The organism is Erwinia endophytica (assembly GCF_009295515.1).
GTDB classification, from domain to species: Bacteria; Pseudomonadota; Gammaproteobacteria; order Enterobacterales; family Enterobacteriaceae; genus Erwinia; species Erwinia endophytica.
On the sequence record NZ_RQVV01000057.1, the window covers coordinates 242,575 to 262,236 of the forward strand.

A 19,662-nucleotide genomic window follows, 5' to 3' on the forward strand; every position below is an offset into this window, starting at 1 on the left:
TGTGGGCTCTCCTGGACTAAAATATCATGGAATATGATTGAGCCAACTTCTTCTACCGATGCGTTAAACGTGGCTCCCGCACCACGCAATGATTTCCTCCGCTTGTTGTTACGGCGTGATAAAACCCCGGTCATGGTGCTGATCATGGCCGGTATTGTCGGTATCCTGGCCGGGCTGGTTGGTGTGGGATTTGAAAAAGCGGTTAACGCGGTCAACGCTTATCGATTGACCATACTGGCAACGGTTGAAAACCACTGGCTGCTACTTTTTCCTCTGGCTTTTATTCTTTCCGCATTGCTGGCGGTTATCGGCTATTACCTCGTCCAGCGTTTTGCTCCTGAGGCATCCGGTTCCGGTATTCCAGAGATTGAAGGTGCGCTGGAGGAACTAAGACCGGTACGTTGGTGGCGGCTGATCCCGGTGAAATTTATCGGTGGCATGGGGACGCTGGGGGCCGGTATGGTGCTGGGACGAGAAGGGCCCACGGTGCAACTGGGGGGTAACATTGGCCGGATGGTGTTGGATATTTTCCGCATGAAAAGTACTGAAGCGCGTCATTCACTGCTGGCGACTGGCGCGGCGGCGGGTTTGTCTGCCGCTTTCAACGCGCCGCTAGCCGGGATTCTGTTTATTATTGAAGAGATGCGTTTTCAGTTTCGCTACAGTCTGATCTCGATTAAGGCGGTATTTATCGGCGTCATTATGTCGAGTATCGTTTTTCGCCTTTTTAATGGCGAGCATGCGGTCATTGCGGTCGGTAAACTGGGCGAATCCCCGGTCAATACCCTGTGGCTATATCTGCTGCTGGGGATGGTCGTGGGTGTCGTGGGCGTGGCGTTCAATGTACTGATATTCAAAACACAGGATATGTTCCAGCGCATGCATGGTGGCAATTTGCGTAATCTACTGATTATCGGCGCACTTCTGGGCGGTGTTTGCGGTGTGCTGGGCCTGATTGAACCTGAGTCGACGGGGGGCGGATTTACTTTGATCCCGATTGCCGTGGCAGGAAATTACACCATTGGTATGTTGTTGTTTATTTTTATTGCCCGGATGGTGACCACCTTGCTGTGCTTTGGTTCGGGGGCGCCGGGCGGCATTTTCGCCCCGATGTTGGCGCTGGGAACTTTGTTGGGGACCGCGTTTGGCATGGCCAGCGCTTCGCTGTTTCCGGCATACCACCTTGAGGCCGGAACTTTCGCCATTGCCGGAATGGGCGCGCTGTTCGCCGCTTCAGTCCGGGCGCCGTTGACCGGAATTGTGCTGGTTTTGGAAATGACCGACAACTATCAACTTATTTTACCGATGATTATCACCTGCCTTGGCGCAACATTACTGGCGCAATGCCTGGGCGGTAAGCCATTATACTCTGCGTTGTTGGCTCGTTTGCTGGCGAAACAACAACAGGTGGATGAGGCAGCAGCACAGCAAGCTACCTATCCCCGAGCTTGAATTATTTAAGGTATAAGTAAGATAATGATCCTGATAATGGTCGAAATATGACCGGTCAGGCAACTGCCTGTATGCATACTGGAGTGTTAAATGAGTGACGATATAGCTCTGCCCCTGCAATTTACTGAAGCAGCGGCCAGTAAAGTCAAAAGCCTGATTTCGGAAGAAGATAATCCGGATCTGAAACTGCGCGTCTATATCACCGGTGGTGGCTGTAGTGGCTTCCAGTATGGCTTTACTTTTGATGATAAAGTCAACGATGGTGATATGACCATTGAGAAATCTGGCGTGGCATTGGTGGTAGACCCGATGAGCCTGCAGTATCTGGTGGGAGGGTCGGTTGATTATACCGAAGGGTTGGAAGGTTCACGTTTTGTGGTGACCAATCCGAATGCTAAAACCACGTGTGGCTGTGGTTCTTCCTTCAGTATCTGATAAAACCCCGGCGTTTTCGCCGCCGGGGATGTTACTGCAGCCCGCAACCTATCCACAGCACTAAAAGGCGGCGTTAAACGTGGGTCAGGTGGGCCAGCAGCGTTTCAACCAACAGTGAAGATTGCTTAGCGGCGACGCTGAGGAATTCTTCAAAGCTCAGATGAGATTGCTGGTCGGCCACGTCAGAAATAGCGCGGACGACCACGAAGGGGATGGCAAACTGATGGCAGACATGGGCAATCGCCGTGGCTTCCATTTCTACCGCGACCGCCTGTGGAAAGGTGGAGCGGATACGGGCCAGTGGTTCCGCACCGTTGATAAAGGCATCGCCACTGACCACCAGGCCGCGCACGGCATGCTGGCCGAGCTGTTTGATGCAGCTTTCAGCTGCGGCAATGAGCCGCTCATCGGCGGCAAAGGCCGCAGGGCAGCCCGCCATCTGGCCGGGTTCGTAACCGAAAGCGGTCACGTCGGCGTCGTGGTAACGCACCTGGTCAGAGACCACGATATCCCCCACGTTTAGCGTCGGAGCCAGCCCCCCAGCGGAACCGGTGTTAATAATAATGTCAGGTTTGCATATCTGTAGCAGCAGTGTGGTACCCATGGCGGCAGAGACTTTACCGATTCCCGATTTTAGCAGGGCAATATCCACACCATTTAGAGTCCCGGTATAAATTTCACAGCCTGCCAGCGCTATTGTCTGACGGTTTTCAATTTTGTCACGTAGCAGGGTCACTTCCTGCTCCATTGCACCAATAATGCCTGCTTTCATAGGGATACTCGCTAATGTTGTAGTATAACTCGTCACATATGATGCATAGTTTATCATGATTAAACTCACCGAAGCAGTCAGTGTTCCAGGGGACAACTATGTCAGCGATTGATTTCAGGACGAAGTTTAGTTTTGAGAGACCCTTTAATAACCACCAGGTGCCAGAGGGTGAATATCTCATTACCCGCCATTTTGAAAGTGACCGGGGCAGGATCATTAACTCTGCGGCGATCCGGCGTCTGCAACAGAAAACGCAGGTTTTCCCGCTGGAGAGAAATGCCGCGGTCCGATCCCGTCTGACACACTCTCTGGAAGTACAGCAAACGGGCCGCTACATCGCCAAGGAAATTATCCAACAGTTGAGAGAGCAGCCAGGTGGCCTGGAACAATATGGCCTCAATGATTTCACTGGCGCGTTTGAAAGCCTGGTGGAAATGTCCTGTCTTTTACATGATGTGGGTAATCCGCCATTTGGCCATTTTGGTGAGGCGGCAATTAATGACTGGTTTAATGTGAACCTGCCGGATTTGTTGATTGAACCGACCGAGGCGGGTGTGGAAAATAATCAGCAGAGCGAAAAGTTTCTCGCGATGAATGCGAAACTTCGCCAGGATCTTTGCCATTTTGAAGGCAACGCCCAGGCTATCCGCCTGGTACATACACTTTTGCAACTCAATCTGTCTTACGTTCAGGTCGCCTGTATTTTGAAATATACTGCCCCCGCCTGGTATCAGGGAGAAAAACCTGAGCAGTTCAAGACGCTGATGAAAAAGCCAGGCTATTACCTGTCAGAGGAAAAATACGTTTCGGAGCTGCTACGGGCAACGGCAACGAAACAATATCACCGGTTCCCGCTGACATATATTATGGAGGCAGCGGATGATATTTCCTACTGTATTGCCGACCTTGATGATGCAGTGGAAAAAGCAATCTTCAGTGTTGATCAATTGTATGGCTATTTACAAGACGAGTGGACATCTTTGAAAAAGAACAGAAAAGTCAATTCAGATGATCTGTTTGTAAAGATAGTGGAGTTTGCTTACAGTGAGGCACAAAGCAAAGAGCGTTATCGCAGTCGCAGCGATACCTTTTTTATGAAGCTGCGGGTTCGTGTTCAGTCCCTGATGGTGGGACATGCGGTTAAACGTTTTATTGATAACATTGATGCTATTTATCAGGGTAGTTTTAATCATTCATTATTGGAAGATGAAGGTGATGAAAGTCAATTATTAGCATTATTTAAGTCTGTCGCCAGAAAGCACGTGTTTAATCATGCTGAAGTAGAGCAGCTTGAATTACAGGGATATCGGGTTATTAAAGGTCTTCTGGATATATACCAGCCGCTACTGGCCATGTCTTATACTGACTTTAACATTCTGATAGATGACGGTTTTCATAAGCATTACCCAATAGAAACACGTCTATTTCATAAATTATCTGGAAAACATCGCAAAGCGTATTCTGTGCATATGCGCAACTTGAAAATAGAGTATCGCTTTGAACGTTTATTGTGGGAGCGTTATTATCGTGCTCGTCTGCTGCAAGATTATGTCAGCGGCATGACGGACTTGTATGCGTGGGACGAGTATCGTCGTTTGATGGCGGTTGAATAATGTCACTGGAAGGCTAAGTTTTGTAAAGATGCAGAATAAATTTTTACTTTTAGTAGAAGCTTACTCATGAACTTAGCGTTAAAAATTAACTCTTACCATCAGACCACGACCACAGAAATGGTTGCATAATTGGACGTAATTTAGAGAAACTGACACATGAAAAAAACACTTTTAGCTAGCGCGTTGGTTCTGGGCCTGGGAATGGCGATGGGCCCGTATACTGCCTCTGCAGCAGAAACTGCTTCTTCCTCCAGCTCACAATTGCCAAGTCTGGCGCCGATGTTAGAAAAAGTGATGCCTTCAGTGGTGAGTATTAATGTAGAAGGAAGCACAACCGTCCGCACACCGCGGTTACCGCAGCAGTTCCAGCAGTTCTTTGGTAATAACTCGCCGTTCTGCCAGGACGGTTCGCCTTTCCAGGGATCGCCAATGTGTCAAGGGGGCGGTGATCAGGGACAAGGTGGAACCGATACTCAGCAGGAAAAATTCCGTGCGCTGGGGTCTGGCGTAGTGATTAATGCCGCTAAAGGCTATGTCGTTACTAATAATCATGTGGTCGAAAATGCGACCAAAATCCAGGTACAGCTGAGTGATGGCCGTAAATATGACGCGAAAGTGATCGGTAAAGATCCGCGTTCGGATATTGCGCTGATCCAACTGAAAGATGCAAAAAATCTGACCGAGATTAAAATCGCTGACTCAGACGATCTGCGCGTTGGCGACTACACTGTAGCCATTGGTAACCCTTACGGCCTGGGCGAAACGGTGACTTCCGGTATCGTCTCGGCACTGGGACGTAGTGGTCTGAACGTCGAAAATTACGAAAACTTTATCCAGACTGATGCCGCCATCAACCGGGGTAACTCGGGCGGCGCGTTGGTGAACCTGAATGGTGAACTGATCGGTATTAACACCGCGATCCTCGCGCCAGACGGCGGAAACATTGGGATTGGCTTTGCTATCCCAAGTAACATGGTCAAAAACCTGACCGCGCAGATGGTTGAATATGGTCAGGTGAAACGCGGCGAGCTGGGGATCATGGGAACCGAGCTGAACTCCGAGTTGGCTAAAGCGATGAAAGTTGATGCTCAGCGCGGAGCCTTCGTCAGTCAGGTGCTGCCAAATTCTTCCGCGGCGAAAGCGGGGATTAAAGCGGGTGACGTGGTGACCTCCATCAACGGCAAACCTGTTTCCAGTTTTGCTGCGCTGCGTGCCCAGGTGGGGTCGTTGCCAGTGGGAACCAAAATGACGTTGGGCCTGATCCGTGACGGTAAAAACATCACGGTAAATGTTGAGTTGCAGCAAAGCACCCAAACCAAAGTTGATTCCGGCAATATCTATACGGGTATCGAAGGGGCTGATCTTAGCAATTATGACGCGAAAGGCATCAAGGGCGTGAAAGTCGACAGCGTGAAAGCGGGTTCAGCAGCGGATCGTATTGGATTGAAGAAAGGCGATATCATCCTTGGCGTTAACCAGCAGGCGGTCACTAACCTGGGTGAACTGCGTAAGGTTCTTGATGCTAAACCTTCGGTGCTGGCGCTGAACATTCAACGTGGTGATGCCACCATCTACCTGTTGATGCAGTAACCGTGGTTGAAATGGGGGGCCAGGGATAACTCTAACCGCCCATTAACACACATCAAACTGAAGGGGTTGGCCGTTAAAGGCTGGCCCCTTTTTTATTTCGCTGAAAAGTTGTTGTGACGATGAATTCTCCTGAAATTTTTACATCATAGATCACGATTAGTGCATATGAACAATGTGCTCGCAGGGTCCTGCGAGTATGCTGAAAAAATGATGCTTTTCAGGAGTCATGAATGGCCACTTATCATCTGGATGCTCGCCTGGCGCAGGAAATTGTTGCCCGCACAATGAAAATTATTGACAGCAATGTCAATGTGATGGATGCGCGTGGCCGGATTATCGGCAGTGGTGATAGCGAGCGAATTGGTGAAATGCACGAAGGGGCGCTGCTGGCGCTGTCGCAGGCACGGGTGGTAGACATCGACGACGCGGTAGCGAAACATCTGCACGGTGTGCGGCCAGGGGTCAATCTGCCGATGCGTATCGATGGGGAAATTGTCGGCGTCATTGGTCTGACTGGGGAACCGGAAACGTTGCACCACTATGGCGAGCTGGTTTGTATGACGGCGGAAATGATGCTGGAACAGGCCAGATTGCTGCATATGCTGGCGCAGGATAGCCGTCTGCGTGAAGAACTGGTACTTAACTTGATCCGCAGTGATACGCTTTCACCCGCATTGATGGAATGGGCGCAACGTTTAGGTATTGATCTGGAACTGCCGCGAGTGGTCGCGGTGGTGGAAGTCGATAGCGGCCAACTGGAAGTGGATAGCGCCATGTCGGAGTTACAGCAGTTACAGACGATGCTGATCACACCGGAGCGGGACAACTTGATAGCCATTGTCTCGTTGACCGAGATGGTGGTACTGAAACCGGCCTTTAACACTCACGGTCGTTTCGATGCGGAAGATCATCGCAAGCGGGTGGAGTTGTTGCTGTCGCGGATGAAGGAACGGGGACACTTACGCATGAGGATTGCGTTGGGTAACTTTTTTACCGGGCCGGGCAGTATCGCACGCTCTTATCGCACAGCGCATACCACGATGGTGGTGGGTAAACAGCGGATGCCAGAGCAACGCAGTTACTTTTACCAGGACCTGGTGCTACCGGTGCTGCTGGACAGTTTGCGTGGAGGGTGGCAGGCCAATGAACTTTCACGACCACTGGCAAAACTGAAGTCGATGGACAGCAATGGCTTGCTGAAGCGCACGCTGATTTCATGGTTCAGTCATAATGTACAACCTTCGGCCACGGCAAAAGCGCTCTATATCCATCGTAATACCCTTGAATACCGGCTAAACCGCATTTCGGAACTGACAGGACTTAATTTGAGTCATTTCGATGACCGATTGCTACTGTATGTGGCGTTGCAACTGGATGAACAACCGTAATAACCCGCTCTTCCTCCTGGCGACAAATACGTTGGCTGAACCAATTTATACGCCAGTCGCTTACCTGAGTAAGCTCCTGGAATGTTTGCTAAGCGTATGATTATCGCCCGTTGGGAACTAGTGTCGATGCGGTTCAAAACGCCTGCGTTTTTGTCCTGCCAGGCGAATTATTGGAGGATATAAAGAGACTGGAAATAACGTGGGCGAATTGCCAACGGCATGGCGATTATCGCCCGTTGGTCAATTTTTCCAGATCGGCTTCAATTTCACTGATCTTATTGGATACCACGTTTTCCAGATGACGCAGATCTTCCAGAATTTTGCGTTTTAGATCGACTTCAAGCTGATCACGCAGGCAAATCTGGTCCAGCTCATCAATAACGTAACGCAGGTTCGGGCTGATTTCCTGAATTTCTTTATATCCCTGGCTGGCGTTATCAGCCACGACGGTTTTACGCTGGCGTGGGTATTTGAATTTCACGCTTTTGGCAAAAAACTCGCCTTTATCTTTGCGGAAGTAGATTTTCAGAATATCGTTATTGGCTTCCTGACGAAGACTGTAACGGTCAATATCATCAGGATTACTGATACCTAAACCTTTCAAGTTGTCATACATAGCTTTTATTCCTAAATGAAGTTAATGTCGTTCCGGCTGCGCGTGGTGAATACTGCGTTATGCAGTGCTCGCCATGTATGGACATCAAGCCCATTATGTTGGCTGCGCGCTTACGCCTGGTTTTCACTTAGCTCGCTCGTTGCGGACTCCTGCGCCAGATAAATGTAGTCGCAAAAGTAACTGCGCGGAGTACGTCAGGGAGAAATGGTTGTTGCAACGGCGCGAATTATCGCCTGATTATTGCGCAATAGCACCCGTTATTTTGTGTTGCGAAACAGGTTATCGTCCTGAAGAATGTAAAGAAAAGATTACGGGCCGCAGGAGGCGGCCCGAAAAGTGATTTAGTCGATGGTGCGCAGTAATTCGTTAATACCCACTTTACCGCGCGTTTTCGCGTCAACTTTCTTCACGATGACCGCGCAATACAAACTGTAGCGGCCGTCTTTAGAAGGCAGGTTGCCGGAAACGACCACAGAGCCAGCGGGTACCCGGCCATAATGGACTTCGCCTGTTTCGCGATCATAGATTTTGGTGCTCTGACCAATGTAGACGCCCATCGAAATCACCGCGCCTTCTTCTACGATAACCCCTTCAACAATTTCAGAACGAGCGCCAATGAAACAGTTATCTTCAATGATAGTCGGGTTAGCTTGCAGCGGCTCAAGCACGCCACCGATCCCGACACCGCCGGACAGGTGAACGTTTTTACCAATCTGTGCGCAGGAACCGACCGTGGCCCAGGTATCAACCATGGACCCTTCATCAACATAAGCGCCGATGTTGACGTAAGAAGGCATCAGTACGGTATTGCGGGCAATGAATGCGCCCTGACGAACGGCTGCGGGCGGCACGACGCGAAAACCTTCTTTTTTGAAGCGCGCATCATCGTAATCGGCGAATTTCATGGGAACTTTGTCATAAAAACGACTTTCAGCGCCGTCGATCACCTGATTGTCATTGAGACGAAAGGAGAGCAGCACGGCTTTTTTCAACCACTGATGAGTCACCCACTGGCCGTCGATCTTTTCAGCCACGCGCAGGGCACCGCTATCCAGCAGGCTGATAACCTGATTAACGGCTTCACGGGTTATTGTATCGGCATTGGCCGGGGTAATTTCGGCACGGCGCTCGAAGGCGTTCTCAATAACACTTTGTAATTGTTGCATTAATTCTGGTTTCCTGTGTCAAATCATGTTTCCAGGGGCATTCATGGCCCGCCTGTTTCTCGCAACGTTACCGGCGTCCTGGCCCCAGGAAAGCGTGGTAAAAATTAAACCTGGCGGAGTCACTCTTTATCGTTTGGATTAAGGGCGTCTGTCAACCGTTGTTGTAATACTTCACACAATTCCGGACTGAGTTCACGTCGTTCACTGTTGGCGAGAATAAACAAATCTTCCACCCGCTCGCCAATGGTGCTGATGCGTGCGCCGTGTAGCGACACGCCCAAATCGGCAAAGATTTCCCCCACCCGGGCCAGTAATCCCGGCTGATCCAGCGCGATTAACTCCATATACGTTCGCCGGTCAGTGTGGGTTGGCAGGAAGATAGTTTCGGTCTCGACGCTGAAATGCTTCAGGCGGGCTGACTGGCGGCGAGCCCTTGGCGGTTGCCAGCGAGTCTGAGCGATAGCCTGTTCCAGCGACTGGCGGGTAATCTCATGGCGGTCGGTGGCCAGTGGGCTGCCATCCGGTTCGAGCACGATAAAGGTATCCATCGCCATGCCGTCACGGCTGGTAAAGATCTGCGCATCATGCACGCTGAGGTTACGGCGGTCCAGCTCAGCCGCGACGGTGGCGAACAGATAGGGACGATCCGGACTCCAGATAAAAATTTCCGTGCCACCGCGAGTCGCTTGCGGACTGAGCAGCACCAACGGTTTGGTCAGGTCATGAGCCATCAGGTGGCGGGCATGCCACGCCAACTGATTCGGCGTATGGCGCAGGAAATAATCCGCGCGGCAGCGTCCCCAGATATCGTGTAGTGCCTGTTCGTCGATATTGTCCATCCGTAGCAGCGCCAACGCCTGCAGACGGTGATGACGGACACGTTCGCGCAGGTCAGGACTATTTTCCATACCACGACGTAACTGTTTCTCGGCGGCGAAGAACAACTCACGCAGCAGGCTCTGCTTCCAGCTATTCCACAGATTTTCATTGGTTGCGCAGATGTCCGCGACCGTCAGGCAAATCAGATAACGCAGGTGTGTTTCGTCCTGCATGACCTCGGCGAATTGCTGGATCTCTGCCGGGTCCTGAATATCACGCCGCTGCGCTGTTACCGACATCAACAAATGATGGCGTACCAGCCAGGCAACCAGTTGTGTCTCGTGGGAGTTCAGTCCGTGCAGCTCGGCAAATTCCAGCACATCCCTGGCGCCAAGAACGGAGTGGTCACCGCCACGCCCTTTGGCAATATCGTGGAACAGCGCGGCGATCAGTATTAGTTCAAGTTGTGGCAGCCTCGCCCAGATTCCCACGCAAAGCGGGTGGCGTGGACGGGTGGCTTCATCGGCAAAACTTTCGAGTTTTTGCAGCACGCGAATAGTGTGTTCATCCACGGTGTAGGCATGGAACAGATCAAATTGCATTTGTCCGACAATATTGCCCCACTGCGGCATATAGGCCCACAGTACGCTGTGGCGATGCATCGGTACCAGCGCCCGGCTGACCGCGCCCGGGTGGCGCAGAATAGCGAGGAACAGCTGGCGCGCTTCTGGAATGTGGCACAGTGGTTGCTGCAGATGACGTCGGGCATGACGCAACTGGCGTAATGTTGTTGAGTAGATCCCGGTAATGTTTGGTGTGCGAACCATGGCCCAGAACATGCGCATAATCGCTTCGGGCTGACGGGAAAACAAGCTTTCATCAATCAGATCAATAAGCGTACCGCGCAACTGGAACTCGTTATCGATAGCGCGAGGTTTCTCATCTTCGCCTAAGGCAAGGATCGCTTCATCAAACAGTTGCAACAGCATCTGATTCAGCTCGCTGACACGACCCGTCATGCGGTAGAAGTCCTTCATCATCCGCTCGACCGGTTCGTTGCCTTCTCCCTGATAATTCAGGCGCTGGGCGACGCTGAGCTGGCGATCAAACAGCAGACGATTGTCGTAGCGGGGCAGGGAAAGGTGCAGCGCGAAGCGAATACGCCAGAGGAAACTTTGGCACTCATTCAGCTCGTTGCGTTCGGCTTCGGTCAGGAAACCAAAGCCCACCATTTCATCCAGCGAGGTTGCGCCGAAATGGCGCCGGGCAACCCACAGCAAGGTGTGGATATCGCGCAGGCCCCCAGGGCTGCTTTTAATATCAGGCTCCAGGTTGTAACTGGTGCCGTGATAGCGCAGGTGGCGCTCCTGTTGCTCGGCGATTTTAGCCGCGAAGAAACGGTCGGAAGGCCAGAAGCTGTCGCTGAAGATGTTTTTCTGCAATTCGAGGAATAGCGCGACATCCCCGACCAGCAGGCGGGATTCAATCAGGTTAGTGGCGACGGTCAGGTCCGATAAGCCTTCAAGCAGACACTCTTCCAGCGTTCTCACGCTGTGGCCCACTTCCAGTTTCAGGTCCCACATCAGCGTCAGCAGTTCACTGGTGCGCTGGGCGTCTTGTCCGGAGAGCGGAGAGCGACTGAGGATCAACACATCAATATCGGAAAGCGGATGTAACTCGCCGCGGCCATAACCGCCCACAGCGACCAGTGCGATATTTTCCTGCTCCGGAAAACCATAAAAACGCCACAGGCGTCGCAGCAGACGATCAATAAACAGCGTTCGGGCTTCGACCAGTCTTTCAACTTGCTGACCCGCATCAAAGGCGTCGGCCAGTTGCTGCTGGAAACGCTCCAGATGCTGTTTCAGCCCCTCGCGTGTCAGTTCGCTGTCATTCCAGTTTGCGGGAGAGTCCGCCAGCCCGCAATTTTTCACCATATCACTCACGCCAGTGCTCCCGGCTTGTTCCGCCAGTAAAAATAGTTGGATAGTTCAGAGGACAATAGCGCCAGAATGAGGTTGAGATCAAAAAAAACCGGCGGAGACCGGTTTTTTCGCTACGAGCAGAAACTACATTGTATGCGTCAGGATAGCCGGGATAGTGTCATCTTTACGCAATGTCATAATTTCACAGCCGTTTTCCGTTACCACCAGTGTGTGCTCGTACTGAGCGGAAAGACTGCGATCTTTGGTTTTCACTGTCCAGCCGTCTTTCATACTGCGAATACGGTAATCTCCGGCATTGACCATCGGCTCAATGGTAAAGGCCATGCCCGCTTGCAGGACCACGCCACCGTCATCCGCATCATAATGCAGTACCTGGGGTTCTTCGTGGAAACCTTTACCGATACCATGTCCGCAGTATTCGCGTACCACGGAGAAATCCTGAGCTTCAACGAACTTCTGGATCTCACGGCCAATCGTCCGCAGACGAATACCGGGTTTCACTATGCGCAGGGCGAGATAGAGGCTCTCCTGCGTGACGCGGCACAGACGTTCGCCCTGGATGGTGGGTTTGCCGACCAGGTACATTTTGGAGGTATCGCCGTGGTAGCCATCTTTGATAACTGTCACGTCGATATTGACGATATCGCCATCCTTCAGGATTTTGTCATCACTGGGGATACCATGGCAGACCACTTCGTTGACTGAGATGCAGACCGATTTCGGGAAGCCGTGGTAGCCCAGGCTCGCCGAAATCGCTTTCTGGGTATTCACAATGTAATCGTGGCACAGACGGTCCAGCTCGCCGGTACTGATACCGGGCTTAACGTGTTCTTCAATCATTTCCAGTACTTCAGCCGCCAGGCGACCGGCGACACGCATTTTTTCGATTTCTTCAGGGGTTTTGATCGTAATAGCCATTCATTTTGTCCACAGCTGTCGATATTTTCGACAATAATAGAGGAAGTGCAGCAATGTTAGCAGCCCCCCTTGCCGCTGCCAATTGCAGTTTTTGGCAGAGGGGGAACGGTGAACAAACATTGGCTTCATCAGGCGCTTTGTGATATAAAGCGCGCCGACGATTCTCTGTGGGATATTTTGCAGAGAAACGCATAAATCTCATTATGTGTAAACAACACACATGTATCGACACCTACGCCGGGGTGCCTCAAACACTGCGCGAGCAGTTTGCGGGGTCGGTTGTAAGGGATACATGGAGGCTTAACCCCAATCATTCTATAGAGGTAATCATGGCAACTGTTTCCATGCGCGACATGCTCAAGGCTGGTGTACACTTTGGTCACCAGACCCGTTACTGGAATCCGAAAATGAAACCATTCATCTTCGGCGCTCGTAACAAAGTTCACATCATCAACCTTGAAAAAACCGTCCCTATGTTCAACGACGCGCTGGCTGAGCTGAACAAAATCGCTGCCCGTAAAGGTAAAATTCTGTTTGTTGGTACCAAGCGTGCTGCAAGCGAAGCGGTAAAAGAGTCTGCGCTGAGCTGTGATCAGTTTTTCGTTAACCACCGCTGGTTAGGTGGGATGCTGACCAACTGGAAAACGGTTCGTCAGTCCATCAAACGTCTGAAAGATCTGGAAACTCAGTCTCAGGACGGTACCTTCGATAAACTGACCAAAAAAGAAGCGCTGATGCGCAATCGTGAGCTGGCTAAGCTGGAAAACAGCCTTGGCGGGATCAAAGACATGGGCGGCCTGCCGGACGCACTGTTTGTGGTTGACGCTGACCACGAACATATCGCTATCAAAGAAGCTAACAACCTGGGCATCCCGGTGTTTGCTATCGTTGATACTAACTCTGATCCAGATGGCGTTGACTTTATTATTCCTGGTAATGATGACGCAATCCGTGCTATTAGCCTGTACCTGACCGCAGTGGCGACCACCGTACGTGAAGGTCGTTCTCAAGACCTGGCGCTGCAGGCAGAAGAAAGCTTCGCGGAAGCTGAGTAATAAGGACTGCTCTTTAGAGAGCCCTTATACCCTCATCCTTGATGCGGTAAGTATGTTGACTGCATACGTTTCCCCGGTCACTGACTTGAGTCATCCTGGGGATTGTGCGTCTGCCGCCTTATCGCAGCATTAAAGATGCTGGGTAGCAATCAGATTTAAAATCTGTAAGGGGCCTGACTGGCCCCTTTATTTTTTCGACTTTGCTTTGCCGTTGGTCACCACCGGCGGGGCGAAATTTTTCTCCCGATACCAGGCATTTGTCGTGTCGTCTGAAGGCGCTGCGGGCAGATGCGAGTTAACCGAGGATTAGAGAATGGCTGATATTACCGCTGCTCTGGTAAAAGAACTGCGCGAGCGCACTGGCGCTGGCATGATGGACTGTAAAAAAGCGCTGACCGAAGCCAATGGCGACATTGAGCTGGCAATCGAAAATATGCGTAAATCTGGCGCGATCAAAGCCGCTAAAAAAGCAGGCAACGTGGCGGCTGATGGCGTTATCAAAACCAAAATCGTTGGCAACTACGGCGTGATTCTGGAAGTTAACTGCCAGACTGATTTCGTGGCTAAAGATAGTGGTTTCCTGGCTTTTGCTGACAAAGTACTGGATACTGCGGCGGCTGGCAAAATCACTGATGTTGACGTACTGAAAGCGCAGTTCGAAGAAGAACGTGTGGCGCTGGTGGCTAAAATTGGTGAAAATATCAATATCCGTCGAGTCGCTGCGCTGGAAGGCGATGTGCTGGGAACCTATCTGCACGGCGCGCGTATCGGCGTGCTGGTTTCTGCAAAAGCGGCTGACGACGAGTTGGTAAAACAAGTGGCGATGCACATCGCTGCCAGCAAACCAGAATTCGTTAAGCCGGAAGATGTGTCTGCTGACGTGGTAGAGAAAGAGTACCAGGTTCAGTTGGACATCGCCATGCAGTCTGGTAAGCCAAAAGAAATCGCCGAGAAAATGGTTGAAGGCCGTATGAAGAAATTCACCGGCGAAGTGTCTCTGACGGGGCAGCCTTTCGTTATCGATCCAGGCAAAACGGTGGGTCAGGTTCTGAAAGAGAAAAATGCTGAAGTTGTTAACTTCATCCGTTTCGAAGTGGGTGAAGGTATCGAGAAAGTTGAAAGTGATTTCGCAGCAGAAGTGGCGGCGATGTCTAAGCAGTCTTAATTGTTCGGAAAGAACCGCCAACTGGCGGTTCTTTTTTGCCCGTCTTCCGGCAGCGCAATTTTCAGTCTCATCCCAATAGCATTTCTGTGATGCTAAGGGGATGATAGATCAGATTTAACTCCTCACATCGACATATATCTTCCAGGAAAAAACACCATGGCGACCAATGCAAAACCTGTATATCAACGTATCCTGCTGAAACTGAGTGGCGAAGCCCTGCAAGGTGACGAAGGCTTCGGTATTGATGCCAGCGTGCTGGATCGTATGGCTCAGGAAGTGAAAGAGCTGGTAGAACTGGGCATTCAGGTAGGTGTGGTTATCGGGGGTGGGAACCTGTTCCGTGGCGCGGGTTTGGCGCAGGCAGGAATGAATCGTGTTGTTGGCGACCACATGGGCATGTTGGCAACGGTGATGAATGGTCTGGCAATGCGTGATGCCCTGCATCGTGCTTATGTGAACGCCCGCCTGATGTCCGCTATTCCATTGAATGGTGTTTGTGATAACTACAGTTGGGCTGAGGCTATCAGCCTGTTGCGCAATAACCGCGTGGTGATTTTCTCTGCCGGTACCGGTAATCCTTTCTTTACCACGGACTCTGCGGCTTGTCTGCGCGGAATTGAAATCGAAGCTGATGTGGTGCTGAAAGCCACCAAAGTGGACGGCGTGTATTCTGCTGACCCGGTAAAAAACCCCGACGCGACGCTTTACGAGCAGATTAGCTATGCCGACGTGTTGGATAAAGAACTGAAAGTGATGGACCTGGCCGCCTTTACGTTGGCCCGTGATCACAAGCTGCCCATCCGTGTGTTCAATATGAATAAGCCAGGCGCTTTGCGCCGTGTGGTCATGGGTGAAAAAGAAGGCACTTTGATTACGCAATAATATCAGTCAGCGCGTAAAATAAGGTATATTCTGCTTCTGTAGCGTGTTATGCGCTGCACTCAGTATTATACGGCTATGTTAAACGGGCTCTGGCTGCCGAGCCTGGCAGGTCAACCAAGAATCCAAGGGTTCCAACGTGATTAACGAAATCAGAAAAGATGCTGAAACACGCATGGATAAATGTGTCGAAGCATTCAAAAACAACATCAGCAAAATTCGTACAGGTCGTGCGTCGCCAAGCATTCTTGACGGTATTATGGTCGAATATTACGGCGCCGCTACGCCGCTGCGCCAACTGGCCAGTGTGACAGTTGAAGACTCACGTACGTTGAAGGTCAATGTATTTGATCGTTCTATCAGCGCGGCGGTTGAAAAAGCGATCATGACCTCGGATCTGGGGCTGAACCCAAGCTCAGCAGGCAGCGATATTCGTGTTCCACTGCCAGCATTGACGGAAGAACGTCGTAAAGATCTGATCAAAATTGTCCGCAATGAAGCAGAACAAGGGCGGGTGTCGGTGCGTAATGTTCGTCGTGACGCCAACGATAAAGTGAAGGCGCTGTTGAAAGACAAAGAGATCAGCGAAGATGAAGAGCGTCGTGCTCAGGATGATATCCAGAAAATGACCGATCTCTACATTAAGAAAGTCGATGCCGCATTGGCAGAAAAAGAAGCGGAGCTGATGGACTTCTGAGTCCTTCATGTTGTGTTGAAACGCCGTACAGATTGCCGTTCTTTCGAGTGGTCAGTCTTACGGCGTTTTGCATTTAATCTCTTATCTGACGAAACAGCAGCGTTTTGTCGGTCATTATACAGAGTACCCTCATGAAGCAATTGACGATCCTGGGTTCGACCGGTTCTATTGGAACCAGTACGCTGGCTGTGGTCAGGGCGAACCCGCAGCTGTTTTCCGTTAAAGCGCTGGTTGCTGGCCATAATGTTGAGCTGATGGCCGGGCAGTGTATCGAATTCCAGCCAGCCTATGCGGCGATGGCGGATGAACACTCCGCCGCGATGCTGCGAGATCATCTGAAAAGTCTGAATGTGGCGACTGAGGTGCTGAGTGGTGAGCAGGCGGCTTGTGAACTGGCGGCACTTGATGATGTGGATCAGGTTATGGCGGCAATCGTCGGTGCGGCAGGATTAATGCCTACTCTGGCCGCCATTCGGGCCGGAAAACAGGTTCTTCTGGCTAATAAGGAGTCGCTTGTTACTTGCGGCCAGCTATTTTTACAGGCGGTTAGCGCCTCAAAAGCTCAGATTTTGCCCGTTGACAGCGAACATAACGCCATTTTTCAGAGTTTACCGGCTTCCCTCCAGCAGCAGTTAGGATACGCTTCTCTGGAGGATAATGGTATTGATAGCATTATCCTCACGGGGTCAGGTGGCCCTTTTCGTGATTCGCCGCTGGTCGAGTTGTCCTCTGTGACGCCTGACCAGGCGTGTGCGCATCCGAACTGGTCGATGGGGCGTAAAATTTCCGTCGATTCGGCTACTATGATGAATAAAGGTCTGGAATATATCGAAGCCCGCTGGCTGTTTAATGCGACGGATGCCCAGATGGAAGTCATCCTGCATCCACAGTCGGTAATCCACTCAATGGTACGTTACCGTGATGGCAGCGTGTTGGCTCAGTTAGGTTCGCCGGATATGCGTACGCCGATTGCGCATGTCATGGCCTGGCCGCAGCGTGTTCAGTCTGGCGCGCTACCGCTGGATTTCGCCCGGATGGGGGCGATGACATTCGCTGAGCCGGATTTTGTACGCTATCCCTGCCTGAAACTGGCGATTGATGCCTGCAAGACTGGGCAGGCCGCTACCACGGCGTTGAATGCAGCTAATGAGATAGCTGTTGCTGCTTTTCTGGATACGCAAATTCGCTTTAGCGATATCGCTGCCGTGAATACTACCGTTTTGGAAATGTTGAATTGTGCGGAACCTGACAGCGTGGAAGCCGTCCTGGACATTGATCGTCAGGCGCGAGCCGCCGCGATGAAGTGTTTGCCGCGTTTCAGCATTTCCCGGTGATTTAGCGCAGTAACATGCCGCCATTTGTGAGGCGGAGGCGGAGATGATATAGTCTTCGCCCGCTAAATGAGAACGAGATTGCATTGAGCGGTATTGCAGGCCGTGTGAAACACGGCTTTTTTGCGTCGAGCGGGTGGATATTTCAGCAACCGTCGTATTTCTGATTAAAGGAAATAATTACGCGTTATGTCGTCCAAAAATCAATTAAAAACCGATGACCTGCGGGGTGAAAATCCCCGCCACGTGGCCATCATTATGGATGGCAATGGCCGCTGGGCTAAGAACCAGGGAAAACTGCGTATTTCGGGCCATAAAGCGGGCGTGAAGTCGGTTCGTCGTGCGGTAAAATTTGCCGTGAGCCACAAGCTGGATGCATTGACGTTGTATGCTTTCAGCAGTGAAAACTGGAATCGACCGCCGCAAGAAGTGATGGCGTTAATGGAACTGTTTGTCTGGGTTCTCGATAACGAAGTGAAAAATTTGCACAAGAACAATGTTCGTCTGCGGATTATCGGAGATGTTACTCGTTTCAATGCCCGTTTGCAGGAACGTATTCGTCGTGCTGAAGAACTTACTCAACAAAATAATGGACTCACTCTCAACATTGCCGCGAATTATGGCGGGCGTTGGGATATTATTCATGGCGTCAGGAAAATTGCTGAGCAGGTGCAGGATGGTCTGATTCGTCCGGATCAGATTGAGGAAGGCACACTTTGCCAGCATCTTTGCCTCAATGAACTGACCCCAGTGGATTTGGTAATAAGGACAGGGGGAGAGCATCGAATTAGTAACTTTTTGCTGTGGCAGGTCGCCTATGCAGAGTTCTTTTTTACCGATGTTCTCTGGCCTGATTTTGATGAACAAGTTTTTGAAGGTGCATTGAATGCGTTTGCACAACGAGAGCGCCGCTTTGGTGGCGCTGCGCCAGGCGGCGCCTGAGCGCACAGGGGGTAATCTTTGCTGAAGTCTCGCCTGATTACCTCGTTTATACTTATTCCGTTGGTGATAGCCGCGCTATTTTGGCTGCCGCCGCCCGGTTTTGCCATGGTTACTATGGTTATCTGCATGCTTGCCGCCTGGGAATGGGGGCAGTTTGCTGGTTTGGTTTCACGTTCACAACGTGTCTGGCTGGCTGTATTGTGCGGATTGTTGCTAGCCTTCATGATGTTCACTCTTCCCGCTTATCAATATTCTGTTCACCTGCCACAAATCGCGGGTTCGCTTTGGGCGGCTTTGGGCTGGTGGATTGTGGCGTTGGTACTGGTACTGTCCTATCCTGTTTCAGCCGCGTTGTGGCGCGATTCCAGAGTTATACGCCTGGTGTTTGGCGTACTCACCATTGTACCGTTCTTCTGGGGTATGCTGACGTTGCGTCAGTATCATTACGATGTTGACCATTTCACTGGCGCATGGTGGCTGCTATACGTCATGTTTCTCGTTTGGGGCGCTGATTCAGGGGCTTATATATTTGGCCGCTTGTTCGGTAAGCACAAGTTGGCGCCGAAAGTCTCCCCTGGGAAAACGTGGGAAGGATTTTTGGGTGGTCTGGTGACTTCTGCATTGATTGCCTGGTTGTTCAGCCTGTGGGCGCCGCTGATGGTTTCGACCGGCACTTTACTGATCTGTTCTTTGGTTGCTGCATTGGCTTCGGTACTGGGCGATCTGAGCGAGAGTATGTTCAAGCGTGAGGCTGGGATTAAAGACAGTGGTCATCTGATCCCAGGTCATGGCGGTATTCTGGATCGCATTGATAGCCTGACTGCGGCGGTGCCAGTATTCGCCTGCCTGTTGTTGTTGGTTTTCGGGACGCTATAAGG

17 protein-coding genes are annotated in these 19,662 nt (G+C 51.2%); 12 read left to right on the plus strand and 5 right to left on the minus strand.

Going from position 1 to position 19,662, the window contains the following annotated elements; genetic code table 11:
* The first annotated feature begins 33 nt into the window (after window positions 1-33).
* Both clcA and erpA read left to right on the plus strand, forming a co-directional pair.
* Complete coding sequence (gene clcA, locus EH228_RS18485; protein ID WP_152323086.1) at window positions 34-1,452, plus strand: H(+)/Cl(-) exchange transporter ClcA; 1,419 nt, start codon at window positions 34-36, stop codon at window positions 1,450-1,452.
* Between the two features lie 90 nt (window positions 1,453-1,542).
* A complete protein-coding gene (gene erpA, locus EH228_RS18490; RefSeq protein WP_152323087.1) occupies window positions 1,543-1,887 on the plus strand; it encodes an iron-sulfur cluster insertion protein ErpA in 345 nt (114 codons plus the stop codon).
* A gap of 73 nt (window positions 1,888-1,960) precedes the next feature.
* Here erpA and mtnN read toward each other — a convergent pair whose 3' ends face one another.
* Complete coding sequence (gene mtnN / locus EH228_RS18495) at window positions 1,961-2,659, minus strand: 5'-methylthioadenosine/S-adenosylhomocysteine nucleosidase (RefSeq protein WP_152323088.1); 699 nt, start codon at window positions 2,657-2,659, stop codon at window positions 1,961-1,963.
* A 98-nt stretch (window positions 2,660-2,757) separates the two neighbouring features.
* Here mtnN and dgt point away from each other — a divergent pair, with 98 nt between their 5' ends.
* The 3 genes from dgt to EH228_RS18510 all read left to right on the plus strand — a co-directional run bounded on the left by dgt (window position 2,758) and on the right by EH228_RS18510 (window position 7,250).
* Window positions 2,758-4,272: a dGTPase gene (gene dgt, locus EH228_RS18500; protein ID WP_152323089.1), complete on the plus strand. Its 1,515-nt coding sequence runs from the start codon at window positions 2,758-2,760 to the stop codon at window positions 4,270-4,272.
* A 156-nt stretch (window positions 4,273-4,428) separates the two neighbouring features.
* The gene (gene degP / locus EH228_RS18505) at window positions 4,429-5,862 is read left to right on the plus strand and encodes a serine endoprotease DegP (protein ID WP_152323090.1); all 1,434 of its coding nucleotides are present in this window, start codon (window positions 4,429-4,431) and stop codon (window positions 5,860-5,862) included.
* Between the two features lie 230 nt (window positions 5,863-6,092).
* Window positions 6,093-7,250 carry a CdaR family transcriptional regulator gene (locus EH228_RS18510; protein ID WP_152323091.1) on the plus strand — a complete coding sequence of 386 codons (1,158 nt, stop codon included), beginning with the start codon at window positions 6,093-6,095 and terminating at the stop codon, window positions 7,248-7,250.
* Between the two features lie 226 nt (window positions 7,251-7,476).
* Here EH228_RS18510 and EH228_RS18515 read toward each other — a convergent pair whose 3' ends face one another.
* The 4 genes from EH228_RS18515 to map form a co-directional block, all read right to left on the minus strand.
* Window positions 7,477-7,866: a DUF3461 family protein gene (locus EH228_RS18515; RefSeq protein ID WP_152323092.1), complete on the minus strand. Its 390-nt coding sequence runs from the start codon at window positions 7,864-7,866 to the stop codon at window positions 7,477-7,479.
* A gap of 341 nt (window positions 7,867-8,207) precedes the next feature.
* Window positions 8,208-9,032 (minus strand): 2,3,4,5-tetrahydropyridine-2,6-dicarboxylate N-succinyltransferase, encoded by an 825-nt coding sequence (gene dapD / locus EH228_RS18520; RefSeq protein ID WP_152323093.1) that lies wholly within the window; start codon window positions 9,030-9,032, stop codon window positions 8,208-8,210.
* Window positions 9,033-9,151: 119 nt separating this feature from the next.
* Window positions 9,152-11,788: a bifunctional uridylyltransferase/uridylyl-removing protein GlnD gene (gene glnD / locus EH228_RS18525; RefSeq protein WP_152323156.1), complete on the minus strand. Its 2,637-nt coding sequence runs from the start codon at window positions 11,786-11,788 to the stop codon at window positions 9,152-9,154.
* 132 nt (window positions 11,789-11,920) lie between these two features.
* On the minus strand, window positions 11,921-12,715 hold the full coding sequence (gene map, locus EH228_RS18530; protein ID WP_152323094.1) for a type I methionyl aminopeptidase: 795 nt from the start codon (window positions 12,713-12,715) through the stop codon (window positions 11,921-11,923).
* Between the two features lie 329 nt (window positions 12,716-13,044).
* Here map and rpsB point away from each other — a divergent pair, with 329 nt between their 5' ends.
* From rpsB to cdsA, 7 genes are all read left to right on the plus strand, one after another.
* On the plus strand, window positions 13,045-13,770 hold the full coding sequence (gene rpsB / locus EH228_RS18535) for a 30S ribosomal protein S2 (RefSeq protein ID WP_152323095.1): 726 nt from the start codon (window positions 13,045-13,047) through the stop codon (window positions 13,768-13,770).
* A gap of 313 nt (window positions 13,771-14,083) precedes the next feature.
* Window positions 14,084-14,935: a translation elongation factor Ts gene (tsf, locus tag EH228_RS18540; RefSeq protein WP_152323096.1), complete on the plus strand. Its 852-nt coding sequence runs from the start codon at window positions 14,084-14,086 to the stop codon at window positions 14,933-14,935.
* Between the two features lie 156 nt (window positions 14,936-15,091).
* Window positions 15,092-15,817 (plus strand): UMP kinase, encoded by a 726-nt coding sequence (gene pyrH, locus EH228_RS18545; RefSeq protein WP_152323097.1) that lies wholly within the window; start codon window positions 15,092-15,094, stop codon window positions 15,815-15,817.
* 136 nt (window positions 15,818-15,953) lie between these two features.
* Window positions 15,954-16,511: a ribosome recycling factor gene (gene frr / locus EH228_RS18550; RefSeq protein WP_152323098.1), complete on the plus strand. Its 558-nt coding sequence runs from the start codon at window positions 15,954-15,956 to the stop codon at window positions 16,509-16,511.
* A gap of 131 nt (window positions 16,512-16,642) precedes the next feature.
* Window positions 16,643-17,845, plus strand: coding sequence for a 1-deoxy-D-xylulose-5-phosphate reductoisomerase (gene ispC / locus EH228_RS18555; protein WP_152323099.1), 1,203 nt, complete (start codon window positions 16,643-16,645; stop codon window positions 17,843-17,845).
* Between the two features lie 186 nt (window positions 17,846-18,031).
* Window positions 18,032-18,784, plus strand: a complete 753-nt coding sequence (gene ispU, locus EH228_RS18560) for a (2E,6E)-farnesyl-diphosphate-specific ditrans,polycis-undecaprenyl-diphosphate synthase (protein WP_152323100.1) — start codon at window positions 18,032-18,034, stop codon at window positions 18,782-18,784.
* An 18-nt stretch (window positions 18,785-18,802) separates the two neighbouring features.
* The gene (gene cdsA, locus EH228_RS18565) at window positions 18,803-19,660 is read left to right on the plus strand and encodes a phosphatidate cytidylyltransferase (RefSeq protein WP_152323101.1); all 858 of its coding nucleotides are present in this window, start codon (window positions 18,803-18,805) and stop codon (window positions 19,658-19,660) included.
* Window positions 19,661-19,662 lie beyond the last annotated feature (2 nt).